Consider the following 21,237-nt stretch of genomic DNA (forward strand, 5'->3'; position numbering starts at 1 on the left):
ATGCGTTAAGCTAACTGATACTAATTGCTCGTGCGGCTTGACCCTATAACTTTGACCTTCTTAAAGATGTGTCAGGGTTGTTATGCCAAGTTGACGCATTCAAAATACGCAGCCTAAGCAGCTGTGTGAAACTAAATAAGCTGATTTACTCTATGAATTCGATGGATTGTTCTTTGAACAGTTCGTCAACCAGTTATGCCTGATGACCATAGCGAGTTGGTACCACTCCTTCCCATCCCGAACAGGACAGTGAAACGACTTAGCGCCGATGATAGTGCGGATTCCCGTGTGAAAGTAGGACATCGTCAGGCTCTTACAGCAAGGAACGCCCAGTTGATTTTTGATCGACTGGGCGTTTTCTTTTGTGGATCGGATTTCGTTCGATAAAAAAGCCCGCATGAAATCATGCGGGCTTTTTGCTTTTAGGACGGTAATGTTGATGCTTGCAAGTGATTGCGCGCGAAGCGCCTCACAACGCCTAATGGTTCATGCGTTTAGCATGTAGCCGCCTTCTCCTTTTGCCACATCTGCTGCAACGAGTTCCTGGCAAAGCTGTCTGATCCAGTCATGCAGTGGTTCGGAGGCAAAAAACTTATCCCTAATCTGCAAAAAGTAGGGTGTCTCCGACGCCCATCGCACAAAATCGTCCAGAGGTTGTCGCTGTACCTCCAGCAGTTTGAACTTGAGTAATACCTTGACGGCATGACGGGCATGTTTCACCGGATTACTAACGAATGCTTCCAGGCGCTTGCGCGCGCGGCCCAACACTTGGGGTGTATACGTAAAGACGCGGCCGTGACCCGGAATCAATGTCAGTGGGCTGAGGGATTCAATTAAATCGAGCGTCGCGGCCACCTCGGAAAAAGCGTCTTCCCCTTCGAGCTCAGGAAACACCACCCCGAAGCCGTTCTCCCATAGCGCGTCAGCTGAAATAAGCGTGCGTGTGCCAGGTTCAAAAAAAATCAGCGAATGTGGATCATGCCCAGGTGCCGCATGAACCTCCCACCAGGTTGACCCAAATCGCATGAATTTTCCTGGGAGGATAGTTTCCGTAAACTTAAATGGCGGGCACAGTTGCCCCGTTGGCAAGTAAGTGAGTGCTGCAGCATCCCAACATGCAACTTGCTTCGCGTGTCCAGGCGGAATCAGCGTCCGCAGCGCCGGATATTGCGCCTGCAACGCCGCATTCCCGCCGCAGTGGTCGCTGTGCAAATGGGTATTGATGAGAATATCGAGTTGACGCGCACCTAAAGTGCTTTCAACCAAGGCAAGCGTCTGGCTCGCATGAATGCAGTATCCGCTGTCAATCAGCAGTGTTTCTTCACCTTCGGCGAAGAGAATATTGTTTGCAGACAGCCAACCTCGCTCAAAAACCAGCAGTCCGGCGGGCAAATCGGGTTTATTCATGAGCGGAATCGCACGCCCCAAGCTCAAGCGCCGGCACGCAATTGCCGTCTGAGAATTTTCCCAACATTGGTTTTGGGTAGATCATCGCGAAATTCAATGTATTTCGGCCGCTTATAGCCAGTAAGGTATTGCTTGCAGTAGGCGCTGACGTCGTCTTCAGTCAGCGTCGGATCATTTTTCACGACAAAAACCTTGATTGCCTCGCCTTGCTTGTCGTCTGCAATGCCAATGGCCGCACATTCCACCACGCCAGGACACAAGGAAATCACGTTTTCGAGCTCGTTCGGGAATACATTGAAGCCGGAAACGATGATCATGTCCTTTTTGCGGTCGATGATTTTGGTATATCCACGGTCATCCATGACGCCGATGTCCCCGGTTCGCATAAATCCGTCGCCGGTAAACGCCTTTTTATTCTCTTCGGGTTGCTGGTAGTAGCCGGTCATGACTTGCGGGCCCTTGATGCAAATTTCCCCGGACTCGCCGAGCGCAAGTGTTTTGCCGTCGTCATCTTTGATGGCGATGTCGATGCCAGGCAAAGGCAGGCCAATGGTGCCGGTGAACTCCTTGTTGGTGACCGGGTTGTTGGTGCCGATCGCGCAGGTCTCGCTCATGCCCCAGCCCTCAATCATGGGGCAGCCTGTTACTTGCAGCCAGTGCCTTGCCGTGCCTTCGGAGGCCGCCATGCCGCCAGCTTGCGAAACGCAAAGACCGGAAAAGTCCACCGTCTTGAACTGAGGGTGTTGCAGCAGTGCATTGAAGAGCGTGTTAACCGCCGGCAGCATGTGAAACGGACGCTTCTTGAGGACTTCGATAAACCGGCTGAAATCCCGTGGATTGGGAATGAGCGTCAAATGCGCGCCCCAGCGAATGGTCAACAGGCAGAGCGTCAATGCAAAGATATGGTAGAGCGGCAAGGCCGCGATGTTGTTGGTTTTGCTCACGTCGCCTATACGCGCCAACGCCGGTGTGAACCACTCTTCGGCCTGCAAAACAGCGGCTACGATGTTGCGGTGCGTCAGCACGGCACCTTTCGACAGGCCGGTCGTTCCACCAGTGTATTGAAGAAATGCGATGGAATCGAGCGTGCTCTGCGCGGGCCGGAGAGGCCGCCGGCTGCCTTCTGCAATTGCGCGGTTGAAGGGCGTCACGGTGCGCCCATCGCCAAGCGGCAGTTGATAGGCCGGCACCAGTTTGGCTAGGTGGCGTACGGCGAAGGTGATCCACCGGCCATACCAGAAACCCAGCAAATCACCCATAGAGGTCATCACGACATTCTTGACAGGGGTGCGCTCAATCACCTCCGCAAGGGTAGCCGCAAAATTCTCCAGAATGACGATAGTCGTGGCACCAGAATCCCGTAGCTGGTGTTCCAGTTCACGGGCTGTATAAAGCGGATTGACATTCACGCATGTATAACCAGCGCGCAAAATAGCCGCCATAGTGACGGCGAACTGCGGAACATTCGGCAGCATGATCGCCACCCGAGCCCCACTCTCCAGGCCCAGACCCTGAAGCCAGGCACCGAGGGCGGACGACAGTTCGTCGAGTTGTCCGTAGCTCATCCAGCGATCCATGCAGACCGAGAATGGCTTGGCGGCGTTCTTCTTGAGCGAGTCTTCCAGCAGATGATTGAGCGAGTGAAACTGCTCCGGGTCGATTTCGTGCGAGACGCCTTGCGGATAACTCTTGAGCCAATGCTTGTTCATACAAACTCCTTGTGGCCATTGTGAGAGGCGGGCGGTGGAATCCGTATGGGGCTTGTCCTAATGTGGTCGGGACATCACGACCCGGCCGCCAGTAAATGGCCCAATCGGGTCTCGCAGGTGACAGCATCTTCGGTGAACAAGGCCTGGATCCAGGCGGTCTCGCGCTCCTTGATCAACCGCAGGAATTCGTCTGCGCCGCGCATATTGGCGAAGGCATCAAAGCCCGACTCCAGAAAATTCTGCAGCGAATTCAGGCCTGCCGCGGCAGCTGGGCCTCTCATCATCTTGAGCAACGTGCGCAGGCCGAACGTACGTGTCAGGCGATTGAGCTCTTCCCCCAAATGCAGGACGACTTCAAGCTGGCGGGTGCGAGCCGCGACATCCCCGACCTGCCGCCAACACCGGATGTACCTTGCGCAGACGCTGCTTTCCGGCATGGCGGCGCAGTCTGCCAGCCAGTGACGGGCCATCAAATCATCGAGCTTTTCCGTTAGGGCATGTACTTCCGCCAGCGCTGCGGCTGTACTGACAACCGGCTGTGGAAAAAGCTTCGCGATGGTACTGGCGATGCGCGCGAACTGGTGGTCGCGCTCGGCGTAGTCCTTGTCGCCGTAGAGCTCCTGCAGGAAAAATGCGGTCGCTGTTTTATAGCGGGGGCTGTGCAGCAAATCGGAGTATGTTGCCTGAAAACGGCGTGCCTGAAATCGCTTGACCTCTGCGCTGGCTCTGGCGAGCGCGGGGTCGCCCGCGTGTTGCTGCCGAAGCTGCGCAACGGTTTGCAGTGCGTCATGGATTTGCTGTGCGAAATCGTCCATATAAACCCGGAGTTTATCTAGGTACGGCCCCCTATAGAAAGCTAAATGTGCATGCGAAACTTCGAGCATGCAACGAAGAACGCTTCTCAAGCTCGGTGCCGCGTCGGCTGCGGTGCTGGTTCTCGCGGGTGGCGGCGCCGCCCTGCTGCGGCCCGGGCTGGCCGGCGGCGCTTTGAGCTCCGCGGGGCGAGATGTTTTTGCGGCCGTGGGGCGTGGCGTTCTGGACACCACGTTGCCGGCAGAAGCGGGTCCGCGAGAGATTGCGTTGCAGGGCTTGCTCAACCGCGTTGACATTCTGGTGCAGTCATTGCCGCCGCATGCGCAAGGCGAGTTGTCCCAGCTGCTGGCATTGCTGGCCAGCGTCCCGGGCCGGCTTGCGCTCGCTCGCCTGACGCGGCCGTGGCCGGAGGCCTCCGTGGCCGAAATTCAGCAGGCGCTCCAGGAGATGCGTCTTTCTTCGCTCGCTCTGCGCCAGCAGGCCTATGCCGCCTTGCACGACATCACGGCAGGCGCCTATTTTGCCGCGCCGTCCAGCTGGGCGATGCTGGGCTATCCCGGCCCTTCCAACCTCTGAAGATCTGAAGCCGCATGAGTCAATTGAAAGATCCGATCCGCGAGGGTCTCGCGCGTGGCTGGAAAGTGATGGGCGGCGCGTTGGGGCCGGTGGCCGAAAAAATCACCTGTGACGTGGTCATCATCGGCAGCGGCGCGGGTGCTGGCGTCACGGCGGAACTGCTGGCCAAAGCTGGCTTGCAAGTGGTGATCGTGGAGGAAGGTCCGCTTAAAAGCAGCTCCGACTTCAACCAGAAAGAATCAGAAGCCTATCCTTCGCTTTACCAGGAAAGCGCGGCGCGCAAAACAGAAGACAAGGCCATCAACATCCTGCAGGGGCGCTGCGTAGGCGGCTCCACCACGGTGAACTGGACCAGTTCTTTTCGGACGCCCGCCTCCACGCTTCAGTACTGGCAAGACCGGTTCGGTCTGAGTACATACACCGCAGAAGCGCTGGCGCCTTATTTTGCGCAGGCGGAGCAGCGCTTGAACATCACGCCCTGGCTGGTGCCGCCCAACGAGAACAACGACCTGCTGCGCCGGGGGGCCGCCAAACTGGGTATTCCAGCTTCGGCGATCTCCCGCAACGTCAAGGGTTGCTGGAATCTGGGTTCATGCGGGCTGGGCTGCCCGACCAACGCCAAGCAGTCCATGCTGGTCACCACGATCCCTGCCGCGCTGGACCGCGGGGCCCAGCTGCTTACCGAAACCCGTGCAGAAAGTTTCGAGCTGGCCAATGGCAGGGTGACGGCGTTGGTGTGCCGTGGTGTAGAGCCAAATGGGGCTCTAGCCCAATCGGGGTGGGCGCAAGCAGCTATCAAAATAAGAGCAAAACATTACGTGCTGGCCGGCGGCGCCATCAATTCACCCGCCGTCCTCTTGCGCTCAGGCGCCCCCGACCCCCACGGCGTACTGGGTGCGCGGACTTTTCTGCATCCAGTTGTGATGTCTTCCAGCGTGTTCGACCAAAAGGTTGAGGCCTGGAACGGCGCACCACAATCCATTTACTCCGACCACTTCCTGGAAACGCAGGCGATCGACGGGCCGATCGGCTACAAACTGGAAGCGCCGCCTCTGCACCCGATCATCTTTGCGTCGACCGTGCCCGGCTTCGGCCAAGGGCAGCACGACTTGCTTCGGTCTTTCCCTCACAACCACACGCTGCTGGCGCTGCTACGCGATGGTTTTCATGGTGAGTCACCCGGAGGGCAGGTCAAGCTGCGCGGCGACAACTCCGCCGTGCTGGACTACCCGCTGACGGACTACGTCATGGCCGGTGGGCGCAGGGCGCTGCTGTCCATGATGGAAATTCAGTTTGCGGCCGGCGCGAAGCAGGTTCTTCCTTTGCATGAAATGGCCCGCCCCTACACCTCTTGGGCTGAGGCACGCGATGCCGTCAATGCCTTGCCGATGAAGCCCCTGCTCACCCGCGTGATGAGTGCCCATGTCATGGGTGGCTGCGGTATGGCCAGCACGGAGCGCCAGGGCGTTACCGGGCCCGACGGCGTGCACTGGCAACTGGAAAATCTTTCGATTCACGACGGCTCGCTTTTCCCCACCAGCATTGGTGCCAACCCGCAGCTGTCCATTTACGGCGCAGTGAACCGGCTGGCGCAAGGCCTTGCCCGAAAACTATCGGGCAAAGATGTCACACTAGCCTGAGATACTGCGGGTTTGATTCCGCAACCGATTCATGCTGGCCCAATTGCAAAGATTTATCACCCTGAGCCTGATCGCCGCAGCTGTGGGCTGGCTGCTGTGGTTTCGCAGCAGTTCACCCATGCTGGCCGTGACCGGTTTTCTCCTGATTGCGCTGGGATACACGGGTTTTCTGGCCTTCGAATTTCTGCTCCTTCGTTACGTCAACAAGGCCGATCCCGCGCCCCAGCCAAGCTGGAAAGAGCTTCTTTGCGCGTGGTGGGGCGAGACTACGACGGCTCCCCGTGTGTTCTGCTGGCGCCAGCCTTTTCGCTCCAATGAGGTTCCCGACCATGTCGTTTCAGCCGAAGCAGTCAGGGGGCGCCGCGGAGTGGTCTTTGTGCATGGCTTTTTCTGCAATCGCGGCCTGTGGACGCCTTGGCTCAAGCGGGTGCAAGCCAGTGGGCGTGCGTTTGCCGCGGTCAATCTCGAACCCCTGTTTGGGTCCATCGACGACTACGCTCCCCAAATTGATGACGCGGTTCGACAAGTGACCGAGGCGACGGGTCTTGCGCCTTTGCTGGTATGCCACAGCATGGGCGGATTGGCTGCACGGGCATGGCTTAAGCGCATGAAGGCCGAGGCTTGGGTGCACCATGTGGTCACCATTGGTACGCCGCATCGCGGAACCTGGCTGGCCCGCTTTGGGCATGGCCACAACGGGCGGCAGATGCGCCTGCTTTCCGACTGGCAGGCACAGCTGGACCACGAGATGCCCGCAAACAGGCATACGCTGTTTACCTGCTGGTATTCCAACTGCGACAACATCGTATTTCCGACTTCCACAGCCACCTTGCCTGGCGCCGACAATCGCCTGGTTCGTGGCGCAGCCCATGTGCAAATGGCATTTTTGCCGCTCGTCATGAACGCGACATTGGCTATGCTGGACACCGATTCCGCCTGAAGGGACGGGGTTGGCCGGGCGCTGTGCTGCTTCGACCGCAAGCTACTCGGTCACTTGAGCCTTTTTTGTGAATTCATCACAAGAATAAGCCGGCATATTCACTATCTACATGGGACGGGGCTTTCTATGCTCATCTATTTGTAGGATGGAGCGCCCCGTGACACTGTATGCAATGCCCAATACCAGTTCGGCCGAAGCCGGCCGACCCATGCACGTGCGCGAGCCTGAGCCCGACACCACACCCGCGTTGCTGGCGCTGCTGGTCGATGAGTTGGCGCATGGTGTCTGTGTCGTCAGCGCCCAGGGCCGCATACTGCACGCGAACCAGACCGCGCGGCGTGAACTGGAGCGTGCTGTTGTACTCGGTGCTGATCGGGGTGAGCTGAAGGTGGTCGCGCACGCGGACGCCAAGGCCTTTCAGATTGCGATGGGCAAAGCGGTTACCGGCAAGCGCAGCCTGATCAGACTGGCCGCCGAAGGCGCGGACTTCACCCTGGCGCTGGTTCCGTTGCATCGCCAGGCGGGCGTTCCCTGTGAGCGTATTGCCCTCTTTTTGTCGCGCTTGGGTGTGAGCGAGTCCGGTGTTTTTGGCTCATTTGCGCGCAGCCACAGCCTCACGCATACCGAAGAGCAGGTGCTGGTTTTCCTGTGCCGCTGCCTGAGCACGCCGGAAATCGCCATTCAGATGAAGGTCGCGGTTTCTACCGTACGCAGCCACGTGCGCAGCCTGTGTGCCAAAACAGCCTCTAGTGGCGTCCGTGAGCTGGTCAACCGCGTGGCGATTTTGCCGCCCATCGCGCCCCTGCCGCTCGGTCAAATCCACTGAGAGTTCCCCCTGCGTCCCGGCGACGTGCTAGATTACGGGTGATCATGAGTTCACCAACATCTTCCGATGACGGGCTGTATGCCCATTTGATTCCCGAGCTACGCACGCTCGCGCTCCGAGGCGTTGTGCGAACGTATCCCAAAAAAGCGGTGGTGATCAACGAAGGGGAAATTGGCGACAACCTGTTCGTTCTGCTCAAGGGCAGCGTCAAAGTGTTCGCGATGGACGAAAGCGGCCGCGAAATCACTTACGGCAGGATTCATTCAGGCGATTATTTTGGCGAAATGTCGCTGGATGGCGGGCCGCGTTCGGCGTCGGTGATCACCCTTGAGCCATGCACCTGCGCCGTGCTAAGTCGTGCCGATGTGAGCGAACACTTGGGCGACGAGCCCGGCTTTGCGATCAATCTGGTGGTACAGGTAATTCGCCGGGCCCGCGCCGCCACCGAGGCGGCACGCAACATGGCTTTGCTCGACGTGTATGGCCGGCTGATTTCAGTCCTGGAAGGTCACGACGACACCGCCGTGCGCGATCCCGCCACCACGGCCGTCACGCTTGAATCGATCACCCACCAGGAAATTGCAAGCCGCGTTGGCGCCTCCCGTGAAATGGTCAGCCGCCTGCTCAAGGACCTGGAAAAAGGCGGCTACATCGAAATGGGCACCAAGCGGATCACGCTGCTTAAAAAGCTGCCCACCCGCTGGTAGGCAGCCCGCCATTTTCATAGCGCGTTAAAAATCTTTCGTGTGACCTGGGGGGCGGCATCGCTTGTGCCCACCAGCCGCGCAACACCGCCGCTGCGGGTGCCTGCCGCTTTAAGCCCCAGCAAAGCCGGGTTCTCGTCGCTGAACGCCTCGGTATCGGGCACCTTCACCACACCGGGCCGCTTGGGCCGTGGGGCATCCGGGTCCGGCTTCCTCGGAGAGTAGCGAGCCCAATGCGGTCCCGCGATACGCGTGCCGCCGACTGATATGGTGTTCTGACCAGTAGACGTGCTATTGAAATTTCCGCTTCTACGAATCGGTGTCGGGTTATCTGGATGGTCCACGAAAGACCCCGGATTGCCGCTGGTGTCGTAGGTTGCGTCTTCAAAGTACGACTGGCGTGCGCCCGTGTGCTGCCCGATGGCAACGTCGTCACGCTCAATGTAAGCGTCCAGCGTTACGCTACCGGCATGGGTGTTCGTGATTTTCACTTCCCAGACGCCACTGGGTGCCGTCGCCGTGGACGTCTCGAAGCTGAAGCTCGGCGCCACCGCCACCAGCGCGCAGGTGCCGTGAGCACCCGTTGCCACTGATTGAGGATAGATCAAAGCGCAAAGGGGATGGGCGCCGCCATCGGTCCACACTCTGGATTCACCCCAGGCAAGGGGGGGCAGGGCGGCGCGGCCCGGCGGCGTGATCTGGACCGTGATGCCGTGGGCGCCCTGCGGTAGCCACAACTCCAAAAAGTTTTGGGTCGAATCGTCGGGTTGTCCTTGCCAATTCAATGTAACGTGCTCTCCTTTTGATAGCGTTGCATTGGCGTGAGTACGGCTTTGATAGCTATTGCCTGCCGGCACCACGATCTGCAGCTTGCCGGCTTTCAGCGCAATCAGCTGGTCCATCGCGGCTTCCAGCACCGAGCTGCCGTCGTGCGGCCCGGCCAGCGTGCCCCAGCTCAGGTTGACTGCTAGCTTGGCAGCGGGCGAACAGCGCGAGAGGATGTACATCAATCCGTCCAATACGCTCACATTCATCGATCCACCCGAGGTGTCGACGATGTTGTCCCAATCAAGCTGCACAGCGATGCAACTGCTACGGCTGGCATCGTCATCGGCCAATGCCCAGCTGGGTGGAGCGTCGGGATGCGGCGGTGCGCCCGCCACCTGTGCTAGCACGGTACGCGGCCCACAGGCCAAATCCATCACATGAGTGCCGTGGCTGACGCTCTTCTGCAGATCGTCCAGGCCAAATTCCACGTACACCGCGCTCTCATCCACCAGGCCGTTGTAGGTATGGTGTTGCATTGCTTGGTTGATTTCGGCGGCAGTTAGCTCATGTCCGTAGCCTAGGTCCGCGGGCGTATGGCCCACGCCCTTGCGGTCCTGGCGCCAGAAATACCGAGTGCGCGCCTTACCGTTAAGCAAGAAGTTGGCATTGGCAAAAGCCAAGCCCCCGTCGATCAGGCCTATGACCTTCCCGGTAAGCAGCGGTGGTGTTGGGGTGCTATTCGTCGCACCCGGTGCTGGGTCTTCAGTATGGTGGCCGGCCGGCAAACCCAGTTCGAACCGTTGCACCAGTGCGTGTAGATTGCCACCTGGACGAATATGTTTGAAGAACGCTGGTTTGATGTGTGCAGTGCAAAAGCGGAGGCCTGTGGGTGCAGCTGCAGACGTGTAAACCAGCGGCACACGCAGCCATGCTGACGAGGATGCCGCGAGCAGATTGGCAATGCTGGTGCCGTTGGTGAGTTCGATCACTACCGGAAGCCATTTTGGAGTCTTCTTCAGACCGTAGCCGGTAAAGTTGTCGGCCTCTGCCCAGATAAGATATGGATCGAATCCGGTAGTCGCACCCGGCGTAGACCATTTAATGCCGGAGAAGCGGCCTTTAGGTAGGGGAGTCCAAGTCATTTGGCCAGTCTTATTTAAGAGGCTGGCATTCTTTGGCCGCCTTGTCCCACATGAATGCAAGAAGCGGCGATGCTGCTACCGCGCCGATGGTGGGCAGCAATTGGTAATAGCCGCTCTGGTTATCTGACATCGAAACCCGCGGGTCGAAATCGATGACGTGATCTTTGGTACCGTGAAACTTGCGGCCGTCGAATCCGCGCTCATGGAGTTTTGCACCTTTGCAGCGTGCTACAAAAAATTCGGCCAGTGCGGTGCCTAGCAGACGCCCTGCTGCACTATCCACCGGATAGTGCAGGCCGGCTACGGTGCGGTTTACAGCGATGCGGGCAGCGAGGCGCTCCAGTTGCTCTTTGAATTTCGAACCTTGCGGCAGAAGGGCCTGCAAGACGGTAGCCGCCATAAAGGCCTCCGTTGCGTGCCCGCTGGGCCAGCTGGCGTGTCCGGGTGTTGGAATCATTGGTTGGATTTGTGGAGACAGGTCGACTGGTCGTGTGCAGGCGAACGAATGCTTGAAGCGCATCTTGACGTGCAAGCTGAGAGAGATCATCAGATCTAGCAATTCGAGGGTGTATTTATGACGATGAGCGGTTAGGCCGATCACACTTGCGACAAAAGACATACCCCCAGTCATTTGCGCCAGTATTTCAGCGCCACGGTCATCTCGCAGATCGGCGTAGTTTGACACCAGTGTCAGCTGTTGTTTGAAAATTTGAGCTGTTGGTCGAACCAAACGAGCAAGCGGCTGACTCTTGAGTGGTTTCCTATCCAAATCGGTGAAGCTCAAACTGACGGACTCCCTCGCCTGATTAACGTTGAAATGCAGGCCTGAGAGCAATTCCAGTTCGCACACTAACAGGCGCGGGCCTACCGCCCAGTAGGCTAGTCGCTCGGGCTTGTCTAGCGGTGTTGGTAAGGTTGCTGGGAGTGTTGCTCCTTGGAAGGGGCCGACCACAGCGGCGCGGTTTTTTGTCAAAGCCCCAGCTTCCAGTGGCGAAGTGACTCCTCCACTCATGCCGCCACTCATGCCGCCACTCATGCCGCCACTCATGCCACCACTCATGCCACCACTCATGCCGCCGCTCATGCCGCCGCTCATGCCCCCACTCATGCCACCACTTAGACTAGACATTTGGATATTCCTTTTAATGTTCACTTTTCAGGCGCACCTAGACGGCGCAGAACGGCAGCTACCTGCTGCCGGGTTTGGCTTTCCCCACTGCCCATGCTGAGATAGCCGGAGACAGTGAAGCCAGGGTTTTCTTCAAGCAACTGCGTCAAAGTAGCGCGGGCTTCCTCTGTTTGGCCGGCTTGTGCTTGGGAGTAAATGAGTGCACGAATGGTTGGCTGATGATGCCTGTTAGCTTTAAGAGAGCGTTTTGCTATTGCAATGGCTTTTTCGTAATCGCCGTTGGTTGAATAACCGGTAGCCAAGATGGTGTCAAAGTAGTATCTCAGCGGGTCCACAGGCGAGAGCCCCGATGCAATCAGGGCTTCATCTACGCAAGACTCGGATGAGCCCCACATCGAGGACCAGACACTCTTGTAAAGCCATGCCAGTGATTCGTTGGGATTTAGGCGGATTGCTTCATCAATTTTTCTCAGCGCACCTTCGCTATCGCCGGAGAGTTGGCACAAAGCATGTCCTTGAATCGCTAAGGCAAGTGTGCTTTGAGGTTCTAAATCCAATGCGCGCTCGGTGTGTTCAATTGCGCGACGGGAATCTTGTGCTGGTTTGTCACTCATGCCGCGTACCACGCGCATGATGTGCCACTTGGCGAGCCATGCATGGGGCGTTGCCGCGCGGTTGTGACGTTCCAACAAGGCCTCAAGCACCTGTCGACTGCGGTCGAAGTCCTGCGCAGATGACCGGTGCATATTGGAGATGCCGCCAAGCAATAATGAGCAGCTGTCTAGCCGGGGAAGAGGCTGAACCAACGACTGCTGAGCTTCCGAGTCAACCAGAGCCTTGCTGGCGGCAGAAGCGATGCGATTTAGTAGTTCGCTCTGGGCCTCAAGTAAATCCATTGTGTCACCCGAAGCGCGCTCCGCCCAAATGATCTGGTTGTTGCGCGTGTCCGCGAGCTCCGCCATAAGCAGGATTTTTCCGCCAGTGGCGATGTAACTGCCTGAGAGTACAAATCTTGCTGAGAGGTGATCGCCTATCTCGCGCTTGGCATCGTTGCGTCCCCGAAAGGCCGTGGTCGACAGACGAGAAATGACTTTGAGATCAGCACTGCGCGACAGTTGAGCAATGATGCCGTCGGCCACCACTTCCCCAATAACGAAGTAGTCGGGCTCGCTGCTGCGTGCTTCAAATGGAATGACGGCAATGGTGGGTCGAAGGTCCTGAGGAATCGCGCTCGGAGTTTGAATTACGGGCGCGTAGCCTGGCAGCCCGACACGATAGGCGCGTATTGGTTCTTTGACATGCTTGAGATAGCAGTCGCCAAGATCTTCAATGTCTGCTTCGAGTCCTGCCGTGAGGTGGTCGCGCAAACCCGCCGTGACGACGATTTCGTCGGGGCCCGCCAGCGTGGCAATGCGGGCGGTAAGGTTGACATCGGTGCCATAAATGTCGTATTTGTCGGTGACAAATTCAGCCAAGTGACCACCGATGCGCAAATGCATTTGCCGCTCGGAAGACAAACCGATGTTGGCCTGCCGGCTGAAATGCTGCAAGGCAAAGGATGCCTTCACGCCACCTTGCGCCGTGCCGAACTCCAACATCAAGCCATCCCCCAGGCTTTTGACGATGCGGCCACCATGCAGCGACAGCACTTGCTGCTCAGCATGCTGCACCAGTTGTTGCCACCGTCGTACGAAATCATCTTGATCGTGCTCCATGATCCTGACGGACTCCACCACGTCCATCACCATCAATACCTTGGTATTTCGGTGCATGGGGGCCGGTAATTCAATCAGGGAGTGCATCGTAAGCGGTGTAACAAACTTTTACCTCCTCATTTTGTAGGAGGAAGTGTTCTGATGAAACACCTCTTGTGATATGGCGGGGGTGGAGCCCCCTCCTAGTGTTGTATCAGTGTTGAATAACGTGGATTTATCAAGGAGGCGTCAATCGATAGTTCACACAAACGCTTCGAATGTCTAGGGTGCGCGTCAATTGGCCATGGGTACTGCAGTGCTCTGGCGAGGGTGTTCTTCGCCTTGTGTCGGATAGAGTACGCATTTTTGTAAGCGCCCCTCTCCTTGTACTAACTGAAATGGTGCGCGCTATCAACCCGCCGTGGGGTTGAGTGCGATTTTTTCGTTCGCACGAAAAATAGCCCCATACAAGATCCCACTCGTGATCAGTGCAGCAGCAACGCATTCCAACAGGGCGATCTTGTCGCCAGCGATCCAACGACCAAAACCCAGGGACAGAATGGGGACGCAAGCCACAATCATGCTGAAGCGCTGACTGCCCAATCTCACTACTGCATAACTTAGCAGCAGAAAAAACAGTGCGCCTATCCCCACCCCTTGGTAGATGATCTGCAGTGCCAGTTCCGGCAGCGGGGCATCCGGAATTTTGCTAAGTGGCGATGCCAGGAAAAACCATGGCACGACTACCAACCCCGAATAGACGGCGATCAGGGCCGCGCCCTGTAAAGGTTCAATCTGGTGCTTCTGGATATAAACCAGATAGATGGCGCCAAACGCGGAGGCACAAAGGAAAAACAAGTCGCCAGTGAGCGTTGTCATATTGAATGTCTTACCACTGGAATTAAGCAGTAAAACTACGGCGCCCAAAGCAATCAATGCCAACCCGGTCATCTGTACACGTGACGGACGGAGCCGATAAAACAGCCAGCCCCACAACGCCACCCAGACAGAGATGAAGCCCGGACCGAGTGCTGACGCATGGCTCGCTGGTGCGAACTGCAAGCCAATAATGGTTGTCAGGTGAGTTCCCCAGCCCTGAAAAAATGCCATCACGAAGCCCATGGCCAACAACTTCCTGGGGATCCTGCGCAGCTGCCACAAAAGATAGGGCAGAAAAATCAGCCCGCCGATTCCGCAGCGCAAAACCATCAAGTCATACCGCGTCAGTGTCTGAGTGACGGCAAGTCGAGTCACTGCGGGCGAACTGGAAACTAGCAAGATAAAGGCAAGAGTTGCCCAGTGAGCCAAGTACGGATAGGGCGTGTGTTGATTGGTGGCTTCTTGCATAGAGTAATTTGAAGAGTCTCGAATACAGCAAAAATTTGTATTGCCAAAGAGCGCATGTTAAATTGAGCCGGGCCACTCGTCCGGGTGACTCAAATCTTTATCAGGAGTGTAGGATGAAAAAAGTGCAGTTTGATGGAGGCATCATTTCCCCAGCCGTTAAAGCGCATGTTGAAAGGAAGGCCGTTGTGATGGGCAGTGGCGGTGCGTCGCCTGTCGTGAAGGCTCATTTACAAAAGAAGACTGTTGTGATGGGCAGCGGCGGTGCGTCGCCTGTCGTGAAGGCTCATTTGCAAAAGAAGACCGTTGTGATGGGCAGTGGCGGTGCGTCGCCTGTCGTGAAGGCTCATTTACAAAAGAAGACTGTTGTGATGGGTAGCGGCGGTGCGTCGCCTGTCGTGAAGGCTCATTTACAAAAGAAGACTGTTTTGATGGGTAGCGGTGGCACGGCGCCAGCACTTCTGGCTCACATTGCAAAGCAACACGCCTAAGCCTTAAGCATAAAAGCCAATTTGGATAATTAGGAAAATTCATCAGATGCAGCCGGATACCAATTCAGAGGACGGGCCTACCGTCACGTTTCACAAGGTGTATCCGGCTGCCATTCCCCCTATGCGGGCGGACAAGGCGGCGCTGGGCACGATGCCTACGATGGCATTTCGGCATTGCGAGCCTATGCGCACTGCCTCTTCATTCGGATGGTACGTTTTTCCACCCGAAGACATCGTGCTGAAATGGAATGGAGCGGATGTTTTTCACCTTGATGATGGTGAGTGGCGACCGTTGTCCCAAGCCTATTTGCCAGGTTTCGCTGAATACTGGGATGAGCACGCGCCAGAAGATATCAAAGGGCTCGCGCCCCCCTATCTCTCGATGTTGCCAGTGCGCGGTTTTGTTCAGATATGGTCTGGTCTGTTGTGTTCGACGCGGCCAGACTGGAGTGTGTTGATTCGACCGTTGGCCAATGTGCGCGGTAGCCACCAATTCTCCAGTTTTGAGGGCTTGCTGGAATCGGATCGGTTCCAACCCTTTCCGTTGTTCATGAACATTCAGCTCCTTGCGACCGATGTGCCGATCAATATCCCTAAAACCTCGCCGCTATTTCAGGTCCAGCCTTTGATGCGTAGCACCTATGGCGACCGTGCCCACAACTTCTCTGAGCGCGAAGGTCTGGGATTGATGGAAAACGGTGAGCCTGCGATGACGGCTGGAGATTGGATGGGCTATCGGAAGACCATTCGAGTGGAAATTCCTAACGAAGCGCCAGAGTCGGGCCGGTACACCGCGGCGACTCGCAAGCGCACCAAGCACGAAGAGTAATAGTGCAGCATTTGCGCAGTGGGCTTCCCTGTCGTTGCGCTTATTGCTTTGTTGGTCCCGCGTAAGTTGCTGAAGTACTTGGCATAACGATCTTTTTTGAGGTCGTCAGGCTCTTCAGTGCAGGTGCTTACGCCGATTTTTGTATCGGGCTGAATACTGTCGCGCAACAAAGCGCGTCAGCCGGAAGCGCTCGGGCCCTGGAGTACCGTATAAAACGGCGTGAAGTCCGGCTCCGTCAGTCGCAGCAGCGCGTCAAAGCTGTCAATCACAAAATACTGCTGTTGAAAGGTGTCGATCTTGTAGGTCGATGACATGCAGCGCAGCAGGTCAGCGTTGTCCCGCAGCGCAGTGCGCTGAGGCTCTGCAGACTCCACGCTCCAGGTGAGCTCGCCGGGGCTGCTCAAAATGCCGGCGCCATACGCCCGGACTTGGTCACCGCTTTTTTTGTCGCGCATCAAGCCGAACTCGATGGTGTACCAGTACAGGCGCGACAGCATTTCGACCGCGTCGGGAATCGGTGTGGTGCCATGCTCCAGCGCATGCGCCTTCAGTGCACCCATGCCGTAAGCCTGGATGTGGTCGGCGTAGCTGGAGTCAAACAGCAGCGGCACATGGCCAAACAGGTCATGAAAAATGTCAGGTTCCACGATGTAATCGAACTCGGCCGGCGTGCGGATCCAGTCGGTCACGGGAAACTTGCGGTTGGCCAGCAAGGTGAAAAATGGCACTTCGGGGATCAGCCCCGGCACGCCCACCAGCTGCCAGCCCGTGGCCTTGAAGAGGCGCTCATTGACGGCCTCAAAACGGGGAATGGCATCGCTGGCACCCAAACTGGGCAAAGCTTCAATGAAGGCGCTGCAGGCCCGGCCCGGCAGCAACGCCGACTGCCGCGTGTAGAGGCGGCGATAGGTGTCGTGGTCGGCTGCGGTATAGCCCGCATAGTTCTGTGGGCAGGTGTAGTCGGCATTGACCTGGCCGCCCCGTGCGTAGTCACCCCGCGGTGGGCGGTCGGACTGGCCGTACACCGCCGGCGGCGGTGTTCCGGCGCTGCTCTTGTCGTTGGCTACTTCAGCCATTGGCTCTCCACGCGCTGGTAGTCGCCACTGGCCTTGGCCAGATGCAGCCATTGGTCGACATAGGCCTTGAAGGCCACGTCGCCGCGCGACAGCAGGTACGCCATTTCACCGTACTGCAGCGGTTTGTCGGGGTTGATGGCGCACAGGCCCGGTTTGAGCCTTTGCTGCGTGATGGCTTCAGCCGACTCGGTGACAAAAACGTCGGCGCGGTTGGCCAATATTTCGTCAAAGATGGTCAGATTTTCAGGGTTCAGCCGCATCTGCGCCTGCTTGAAGTTGGCCCGGGCAAAACGCTCGTTGCTGCCGCCGGGGTTGAAGATCACCCGCGTGGCGGGTTTGTCGATGTCGGCCACGGTCTGGTACTTGGCCACGTCGGCGCAGCGTGCGATGGGTGTTTTGCCGTTGACCATGTAAGGAGCGCTGAAAAATGCTTTCTTTTGCCGCTCGGTCGTCACCGAAATACCGCCGACGGCGATGTCGCACTTGCCCGCCACCATGTCGGGCATCAGGTTGGACCAGCTGGTCTTGATCCATTCGGGCTTCACCCCGAGGCTGGACGTGAGCGAGGCCACGAGATCCACGTCAATGCCTTCAAATGCGCCGTCGGCCTTCTGGAAGCTGAAGGGCTTGTAATCGCCCGGCGTGCAGACCCGCAGGACGCCCGCCTTTTGCACCGCGTCCAGGCTGGAAGCCGGTGTCACGCTAACCACGGTCTGGGCGGATGCGCCCATGGACGCCGCCAGAAAAGCGGTGGCCAGACCGAGGGCGACGAGGCGACGAGACAGTGGCAGGCAGGGCGACATGGCGATCTCCGAAAGAGGTAAAAATGAAAGACGAGACTTTATTGTGCGCCTGTCTTTACGCCCGCTAAGGAAGCGCTGAATAAGTCCTTGCGGATGGGCGGCAGCCGGATCGGGAGGGGATGCAAGGCGGATGTCGCAGGCAATAGCTGGCTATTGGCAAGACATTCAACGCAGCAGACCGCCCGAGCCCGGCTGATCGCACGCCGCAGGGGACTTGTTCAGCGCTTCCCTAACACGCCCCGGCGCATCTGGTCGAGCTCAATGCTTTCAAAGAGAGCCTTGAAATTCCCCTCTCCAAAGCCGTCGTCGCCCTTGCGCTGGATGAACTCGAAGAAGATCGGGCCCAGCTGGTTTTCACTGAAGATTTGCAGCAGCAGCGCGCCTTTTTTGCCGTCGACGAGGATCTGGCGTTTCTTCAGGTCCGCCACGCTTTCGCCGTGGCCCGGGATTCGCTTGTCGACCAGCTCGTAATAGGTGTCGATGGTGTCCAGCAGCTTGACGCCACTGGCGCGCAACGCATCCACCGTGGAAAACAGGTCGTTGCTGCCCATGGCAATGTGCTGGATGCCTTCGCCCTGGTATTTATCCAGGTATTCCTGGATCTGGCCGGCTTTTTCATTACCTTCTTCGTTGATCGGGATGCGGATCTTGCCGCAGGGGCTGGTCATGGCCTTGCTCTTCACGCCGGTCACCTGGCCTTCAATGTCGAAGTAGCGGATCTCGCGGAAGTTGAAGAGGCGTTCATAAAAGCCGGCCCATTCGTCCATGCGGCCACGGTGCACGTTGTGCGTCAGGTGGTCGATGTACGTCAGGCCATGGCCTGCAGGGTTGAGCGCATCGCCTTTGACGCCCGGAAGCGCCTCAAAATCCACGTCGTAAAAGCCAATGTTGCCGATGTCGCCGGCTTGCGCACCGTTTTTGCCGCGCCATTTGTCGATGAAGTAAATGATCGAGTCACCGATGCCCTTGATGGCGGGGATGTTCAGTTCACCCGGAGCCGACGTGTGGGCATAACCCCAGGCGCCCAGCGAAATGGCGCGTTCGTAGGCCGCTTTGGCGTCCTGCACGCGAAACGCGATGGCACAAACGCTGGGGCCGTGCTGGCGCGCAAAGCGTTGGGCAAACGAATCCGGTTCGGCGTTCAGGATGAAGTTGATGCCCCCCTGGCGGTACAGCGTGACGTTCTTGTGGCGGTGCCTGGCAATCGGCGTAAAGCCCATGCGCTCAAACAGTGCGCCCATGGCTTTCGGGTCCGGCGCCGCGTATTCGATGAATTCAAAACCGTCCGTGCCCATGGGGTTGTCCCAGGCCGCGCCCTGTTCAAAATTGAGGGCCTTGTCATCGCGTGCGTTCATGTCTGTCTCCTGAAAGATATGGCTATCACTGTAGCGGCAGGCCCTGTCAGTTTTACTGCGAATCAGGGCGCCTGGTTTGTCGTTGGCGCAATAAACCTGCAAAATATGAGCGATGGAAACACTCGACAAGCTTGATCGGCAGATTCTGCGCAGCCTGCAGGCTGATGGCCGCGCCACCTTCGATGGCTTGGCCGAGCAGGTGGGGCTCTCGCCCAGCGCGGTGCTCCGGCGCGTCAAGCGGCTTGAGGAAAGCGGCGTCATTGACCGCTATGTGGCGCTGGTCAAGCCTGAAGCGGTAGGCCTGGGCCTGACCGCCTACATCAACGTGCGGCTTGAAAAGCACACCGAAAGCCACAAGCGCAACCCGATGGACCTGTTTCGCGCCAGCGTGCAGACCTGGCCCGAGGTGGCCGAATGCGCTGCGCTGACCGGCGAAATGGACTACCTGCTGCGGGTGCTGGTGCAGGACATGGCCCACTACAGCCGCTTCATCATGGACACCCTGCTCAAGCACCCCAGCGTCCAGGATTGCAAGACCAGCTTCGTGCTTGACAGGGTCAAAACGACCACCGCCGTTCCTTTGTAGCCCCCGGCAGCCAGTGGTGCCAGACGGGTTCTGCGGCCCCGCTGCACTTCACTGGCGTTGTTGCGGTGCAACATACGGCTATTCGGGGCCGAGTTTTGCGCCGAATTGCTATGGTTTTAGGAGCTGGTGGCGCACGTCCTGATTGGGCTAGAGGGCAAATAGCCCCCGTTTTTGGCAAGACCCTCTATTGACGCCGTTATAGCGGCCTTTGGACTGGGTTTTCTAGGGAAAACCCTTATATTTGAGTGATGCTTACACCCAGCACCCTTTTGAGGGCATCCTATAACGCAGGCCGGAAATTCTTTCAGCCTCCCGTGGAGGCTCGCATCTCCGCGGCGCCTGCAGCGCCTCACCCCCAGCCCGTCATGGTCCCTATCCGATCCATGGGCCCCAGCCACGGGGAACGCATCGCCAGGCATTTGCTGGCACTGAGCGAGCACGACCGCTATTTGCGCTTTGGCTATGCCGCCAACGACGAGCAGATCCGCCGCTACGTCGACGGGCTCAACTTCGACCGAGACGAGATTTTCGGCATCTACAACCGCAAGCTGGCGTTGATCGCCATGGCGCATCTGGCGCATTCGACCGACCCCAATCTGACCAGCTGCGCCGAGTTCGGCGTGTCCGTGCTCGCACAGGCGCGCGGCCGCGGCTACGGCGCGCGCCTGTTCGACCGCGCGGTCATGCACGCCCGCAACGACGGCGTCGACATGATGTTCATCCATGCGCTCAGTGAGAACACCGCCATGCTCAACATCGCACGCAAAGCCGGCGCCACCATCGAGCGCGACGGCTCCGAGAGCGAGGCCTACCTCAAGCTGCCGCCCGCCGACCTGGACTCCCGCATGACCGAGATGCTCGAAGAGCGGATTGCCCAGACCGACTATCGCCTGAAGGTTCAGGCCAAGCAGTTCTGGGACCTGCTGACCATCGTTCAGGAAGTGCGGCAGGGCGTGCGCGACGGCCGCGACCGGATGCCGATGTAGCGGACTGTCGCAGCCGCACGTCATGGCCTGGCGCGCGTTGCCGCATGGCGTATGGGCTTTCATCCACGTCTCATTGCTATTGATTTAATAGCTGGTTGCGCCCGTATTCAAAGGTCCGGCAGCCTGTAGGTGCCTTGACTTTCACGTCACTACGGCGTGGTTCGGGCGGACACAAATCCAGACAGCACATACAAAATAGCTACCCTTGCAGTGCGCGAAAGACGCCTTTCCGACACCGCACGGCCAAAGATTTCAGCTATCCTTAGCCCCTTCACAACTACCGACCGCCATCACGTGTCCGACGTTCCCCCCAGTCGGTCTTCCAGGCCGGAAGACAAGCGTGGCTTCCTTCAAAAGCTCGCTGAAATGCTCCACCCCGGTCCTGACTCGAAAGACGAGTTGATCGAAACCCTGGTGGA

General features: G+C 58.0%; 19 protein-coding genes, 1 rRNA gene and 1 pseudogene. 11 read left to right on the plus strand and 10 right to left on the minus strand.

The window, feature by feature from the left end; translation table 11 throughout:
* Nucleotides 1-198 precede the first annotated feature (198 nt).
* Nucleotides 199-311 (plus strand): 5S ribosomal RNA (rrf, locus tag ABI546_RS17980).
* A 175-nt stretch (nucleotides 312-486) separates the two neighbouring features.
* Here rrf and ABI546_RS17985 read toward each other — a convergent pair.
* The 3 genes from ABI546_RS17985 to ABI546_RS17995 form a co-directional block, all read right to left on the minus strand.
* Nucleotides 487-1,407: an MBL fold metallo-hydrolase gene (locus ABI546_RS17985; RefSeq protein WP_348048745.1), complete on the minus strand. Its 921-nt coding sequence runs from the start codon at nucleotides 1,405-1,407 to the stop codon at nucleotides 487-489.
* A gap of 23 nt (nucleotides 1,408-1,430) precedes the next feature.
* Nucleotides 1,431-3,116: an AMP-binding protein gene (locus tag ABI546_RS17990; RefSeq protein WP_348048747.1), complete on the minus strand. Its 1,686-nt coding sequence runs from the start codon at nucleotides 3,114-3,116 to the stop codon at nucleotides 1,431-1,433.
* Between the two features lie 74 nt (nucleotides 3,117-3,190).
* A complete protein-coding gene (locus ABI546_RS17995; protein WP_348048749.1) occupies nucleotides 3,191-4,000 on the minus strand; it encodes a hypothetical protein in 810 nt (269 codons plus the stop codon).
* On the opposite strand from ABI546_RS17995, the gene ABI546_RS18000 reads away from it, so the two are divergent.
* The 5 genes from ABI546_RS18000 (at nucleotide 3,999) to ABI546_RS18020 (ending at nucleotide 8,618) form a co-directional block, all read left to right on the plus strand.
* A complete protein-coding gene (locus tag ABI546_RS18000) occupies nucleotides 3,999-4,505 on the plus strand; it encodes a hypothetical protein (RefSeq protein WP_348048751.1) in 507 nt (168 codons plus the stop codon). The genes ABI546_RS17995 and ABI546_RS18000 overlap by 2 nt on opposite strands.
* 14 nt (nucleotides 4,506-4,519) lie before the next feature.
* Nucleotides 4,520-6,145, plus strand: coding sequence for a GMC family oxidoreductase (locus ABI546_RS18005; protein WP_348048753.1), 1,626 nt, complete (start codon nucleotides 4,520-4,522; stop codon nucleotides 6,143-6,145).
* A gap of 31 nt (nucleotides 6,146-6,176) precedes the next feature.
* Complete coding sequence (locus ABI546_RS18010) at nucleotides 6,177-7,085, plus strand: alpha/beta fold hydrolase (RefSeq protein WP_348048755.1); 909 nt, start codon at nucleotides 6,177-6,179, stop codon at nucleotides 7,083-7,085.
* A 157-nt stretch (nucleotides 7,086-7,242) separates the two neighbouring features.
* A complete protein-coding gene (locus ABI546_RS18015; protein ID WP_348048757.1) occupies nucleotides 7,243-7,911 on the plus strand; it encodes a LuxR C-terminal-related transcriptional regulator in 669 nt (222 codons plus the stop codon).
* A gap of 44 nt (nucleotides 7,912-7,955) precedes the next feature.
* Nucleotides 7,956-8,618, plus strand: a complete 663-nt coding sequence (locus ABI546_RS18020) for a Crp/Fnr family transcriptional regulator (RefSeq protein WP_348048759.1) — start codon at nucleotides 7,956-7,958, stop codon at nucleotides 8,616-8,618.
* A gap of 14 nt (nucleotides 8,619-8,632) precedes the next feature.
* On the opposite strand, the gene ABI546_RS18025 is transcribed toward ABI546_RS18020, so the two are convergent.
* From ABI546_RS18025 to ABI546_RS18040, 4 genes are all read right to left on the minus strand, one after another.
* Nucleotides 8,633-10,525, minus strand: coding sequence for a hypothetical protein (locus ABI546_RS18025; protein WP_348048761.1), 1,893 nt, complete (start codon nucleotides 10,523-10,525; stop codon nucleotides 8,633-8,635).
* Between the two features lie 10 nt (nucleotides 10,526-10,535).
* Nucleotides 10,536-11,621 (minus strand): phosphatase PAP2 family protein, encoded by a 1,086-nt coding sequence (locus ABI546_RS18030; RefSeq protein ID WP_348048763.1) that lies wholly within the window; start codon nucleotides 11,619-11,621, stop codon nucleotides 10,536-10,538.
* A 53-nt stretch (nucleotides 11,622-11,674) separates the two neighbouring features.
* Nucleotides 11,675-13,456, minus strand: coding sequence for a tetratricopeptide repeat protein (locus ABI546_RS18035; protein WP_348048765.1), 1,782 nt, complete (start codon nucleotides 13,454-13,456; stop codon nucleotides 11,675-11,677).
* A gap of 303 nt (nucleotides 13,457-13,759) precedes the next feature.
* Nucleotides 13,760-14,695, minus strand: a complete 936-nt coding sequence (locus tag ABI546_RS18040) for a DMT family transporter (protein ID WP_348048767.1) — start codon at nucleotides 14,693-14,695, stop codon at nucleotides 13,760-13,762.
* A gap of 113 nt (nucleotides 14,696-14,808) precedes the next feature.
* On the opposite strand from ABI546_RS18040, the gene ABI546_RS18045 reads away from it, so the two are divergent.
* On the plus strand, nucleotides 14,809-15,183 hold the full coding sequence (locus ABI546_RS18045) for a hypothetical protein (protein WP_348048769.1): 375 nt from the start codon (nucleotides 14,809-14,811) through the stop codon (nucleotides 15,181-15,183).
* 46 nt (nucleotides 15,184-15,229) lie between these two features.
* On the plus strand, nucleotides 15,230-16,012 hold the full coding sequence (locus ABI546_RS18050; RefSeq protein ID WP_348048771.1) for a hypothetical protein: 783 nt from the start codon (nucleotides 15,230-15,232) through the stop codon (nucleotides 16,010-16,012).
* Nucleotides 16,013-16,188: 176 nt separating this feature from the next.
* Here ABI546_RS18050 and phhA read toward each other — a convergent pair whose 3' ends face one another.
* The 3 genes from phhA to hppD all read right to left on the minus strand — a co-directional run bounded on the left by phhA (nucleotide 16,189) and on the right by hppD (nucleotide 19,246).
* The gene (gene phhA, locus ABI546_RS18055) at nucleotides 16,189-17,088 is read right to left on the minus strand and encodes a phenylalanine 4-monooxygenase (RefSeq protein WP_348048773.1); all 900 of its coding nucleotides are present in this window, start codon (nucleotides 17,086-17,088) and stop codon (nucleotides 16,189-16,191) included.
* On the minus strand, nucleotides 17,076-17,819 hold the full coding sequence (locus tag ABI546_RS18060) for a transporter substrate-binding domain-containing protein (RefSeq protein ID WP_348048781.1): 744 nt from the start codon (nucleotides 17,817-17,819) through the stop codon (nucleotides 17,076-17,078). The genes phhA and ABI546_RS18060 overlap by 13 nt, the downstream gene beginning before the upstream one ends.
* Nucleotides 17,820-18,109: 290 nt before the next feature.
* Nucleotides 18,110-19,246: a 4-hydroxyphenylpyruvate dioxygenase gene (hppD, locus tag ABI546_RS18065; protein WP_348048775.1), complete on the minus strand. Its 1,137-nt coding sequence runs from the start codon at nucleotides 19,244-19,246 to the stop codon at nucleotides 18,110-18,112.
* A 112-nt stretch (nucleotides 19,247-19,358) separates the two neighbouring features.
* On the opposite strand from hppD, the gene ABI546_RS18070 reads away from it, so the two are divergent.
* From ABI546_RS18070 to ABI546_RS18080, 3 genes and pseudogenes are all read left to right on the plus strand, one after another.
* A complete protein-coding gene (locus ABI546_RS18070) occupies nucleotides 19,359-19,832 on the plus strand; it encodes an Lrp/AsnC family transcriptional regulator (protein WP_348048777.1) in 474 nt (157 codons plus the stop codon).
* A 248-nt stretch (nucleotides 19,833-20,080) separates the two neighbouring features.
* On the plus strand, nucleotides 20,081-20,818 hold the full coding sequence (locus tag ABI546_RS18075) for a GNAT family N-acetyltransferase (RefSeq protein ID WP_348048779.1): 738 nt from the start codon (nucleotides 20,081-20,083) through the stop codon (nucleotides 20,816-20,818).
* A 294-nt stretch (nucleotides 20,819-21,112) separates the two neighbouring features.
* A pseudogene (locus tag ABI546_RS18080) lies at nucleotides 21,113-21,237 on the plus strand (magnesium/cobalt efflux protein); the annotation flags it as partial.

The organism is Polaromonas sp. (assembly GCF_039932935.1).
GTDB lineage: Bacteria > Pseudomonadota > Gammaproteobacteria > Burkholderiales > Burkholderiaceae_C > Polaromonas.

Excerpts from the sequence above, each read along its gene's own strand:
- ABI546_RS18045 (WP_348048769.1), top strand. The coding sequence starts at position 14,809 with ATGAAAAAAGTGCAGTTTGATGGAGGCATCATTTCCCCAGCCGTTAAA.
- ABI546_RS17985 (WP_348048745.1), bottom strand. The coding sequence starts at position 1,407 with ATGAATAAACCCGATTTGCCCGCCGGACTGCTGGTTTTTGAGCGAGGT.
- ABI546_RS18035 (WP_348048765.1), bottom strand. The coding sequence starts at position 13,456 with ATGCACTCCCTGATTGAATTACCGGCCCCCATGCACCGAAATACCAAG.
- ABI546_RS17995 (WP_348048749.1), bottom strand. The coding sequence starts at position 4,000 with ATGCTCGAAGTTTCGCATGCACATTTAGCTTTCTATAGGGGGCCGTAC.
- ABI546_RS18040 (WP_348048767.1), bottom strand. The coding sequence starts at position 14,695 with ATGCAAGAAGCCACCAATCAACACACGCCCTATCCGTACTTGGCTCAC.
- ABI546_RS18010 (WP_348048755.1), top strand. The coding sequence starts at position 6,177 with ATGCTGGCCCAATTGCAAAGATTTATCACCCTGAGCCTGATCGCCGCA.
- ABI546_RS18005 (WP_348048753.1), top strand. The coding sequence starts at position 4,520 with ATGAGTCAATTGAAAGATCCGATCCGCGAGGGTCTCGCGCGTGGCTGG.
- phhA (WP_348048773.1), bottom strand. The coding sequence starts at position 17,088 with ATGGCTGAAGTAGCCAACGACAAGAGCAGCGCCGGAACACCGCCGCCG.
- ABI546_RS18070 (WP_348048777.1), top strand. The coding sequence starts at position 19,359 with ATGGAAACACTCGACAAGCTTGATCGGCAGATTCTGCGCAGCCTGCAG.
- ABI546_RS18020 (WP_348048759.1), top strand. The coding sequence starts at position 7,956 with ATGAGTTCACCAACATCTTCCGATGACGGGCTGTATGCCCATTTGATT.
- ABI546_RS18025 (WP_348048761.1), bottom strand. The coding sequence starts at position 10,525 with ATGACTTGGACTCCCCTACCTAAAGGCCGCTTCTCCGGCATTAAATGG.
- ABI546_RS18030 (WP_348048763.1), bottom strand. The coding sequence starts at position 11,621 with ATGAGCGGCGGCATGAGCGGCGGCATGAGTGGTGGCATGAGTGGTGGC.
- ABI546_RS18060 (WP_348048781.1), bottom strand. The coding sequence starts at position 17,819 with ATGGGCGCATCCGCCCAGACCGTGGTTAGCGTGACACCGGCTTCCAGC.
- ABI546_RS17990 (WP_348048747.1), bottom strand. The coding sequence starts at position 3,116 with ATGAACAAGCATTGGCTCAAGAGTTATCCGCAAGGCGTCTCGCACGAA.
- hppD (WP_348048775.1), bottom strand. The coding sequence starts at position 19,246 with ATGAACGCACGCGATGACAAGGCCCTCAATTTTGAACAGGGCGCGGCC.
- ABI546_RS18050 (WP_348048771.1), top strand. The coding sequence starts at position 15,230 with ATGCAGCCGGATACCAATTCAGAGGACGGGCCTACCGTCACGTTTCAC.
- ABI546_RS18075 (WP_348048779.1), top strand. The coding sequence starts at position 20,081 with ATGCTTACACCCAGCACCCTTTTGAGGGCATCCTATAACGCAGGCCGG.
- ABI546_RS18000 (WP_348048751.1), top strand. The coding sequence starts at position 3,999 with ATGCAACGAAGAACGCTTCTCAAGCTCGGTGCCGCGTCGGCTGCGGTG.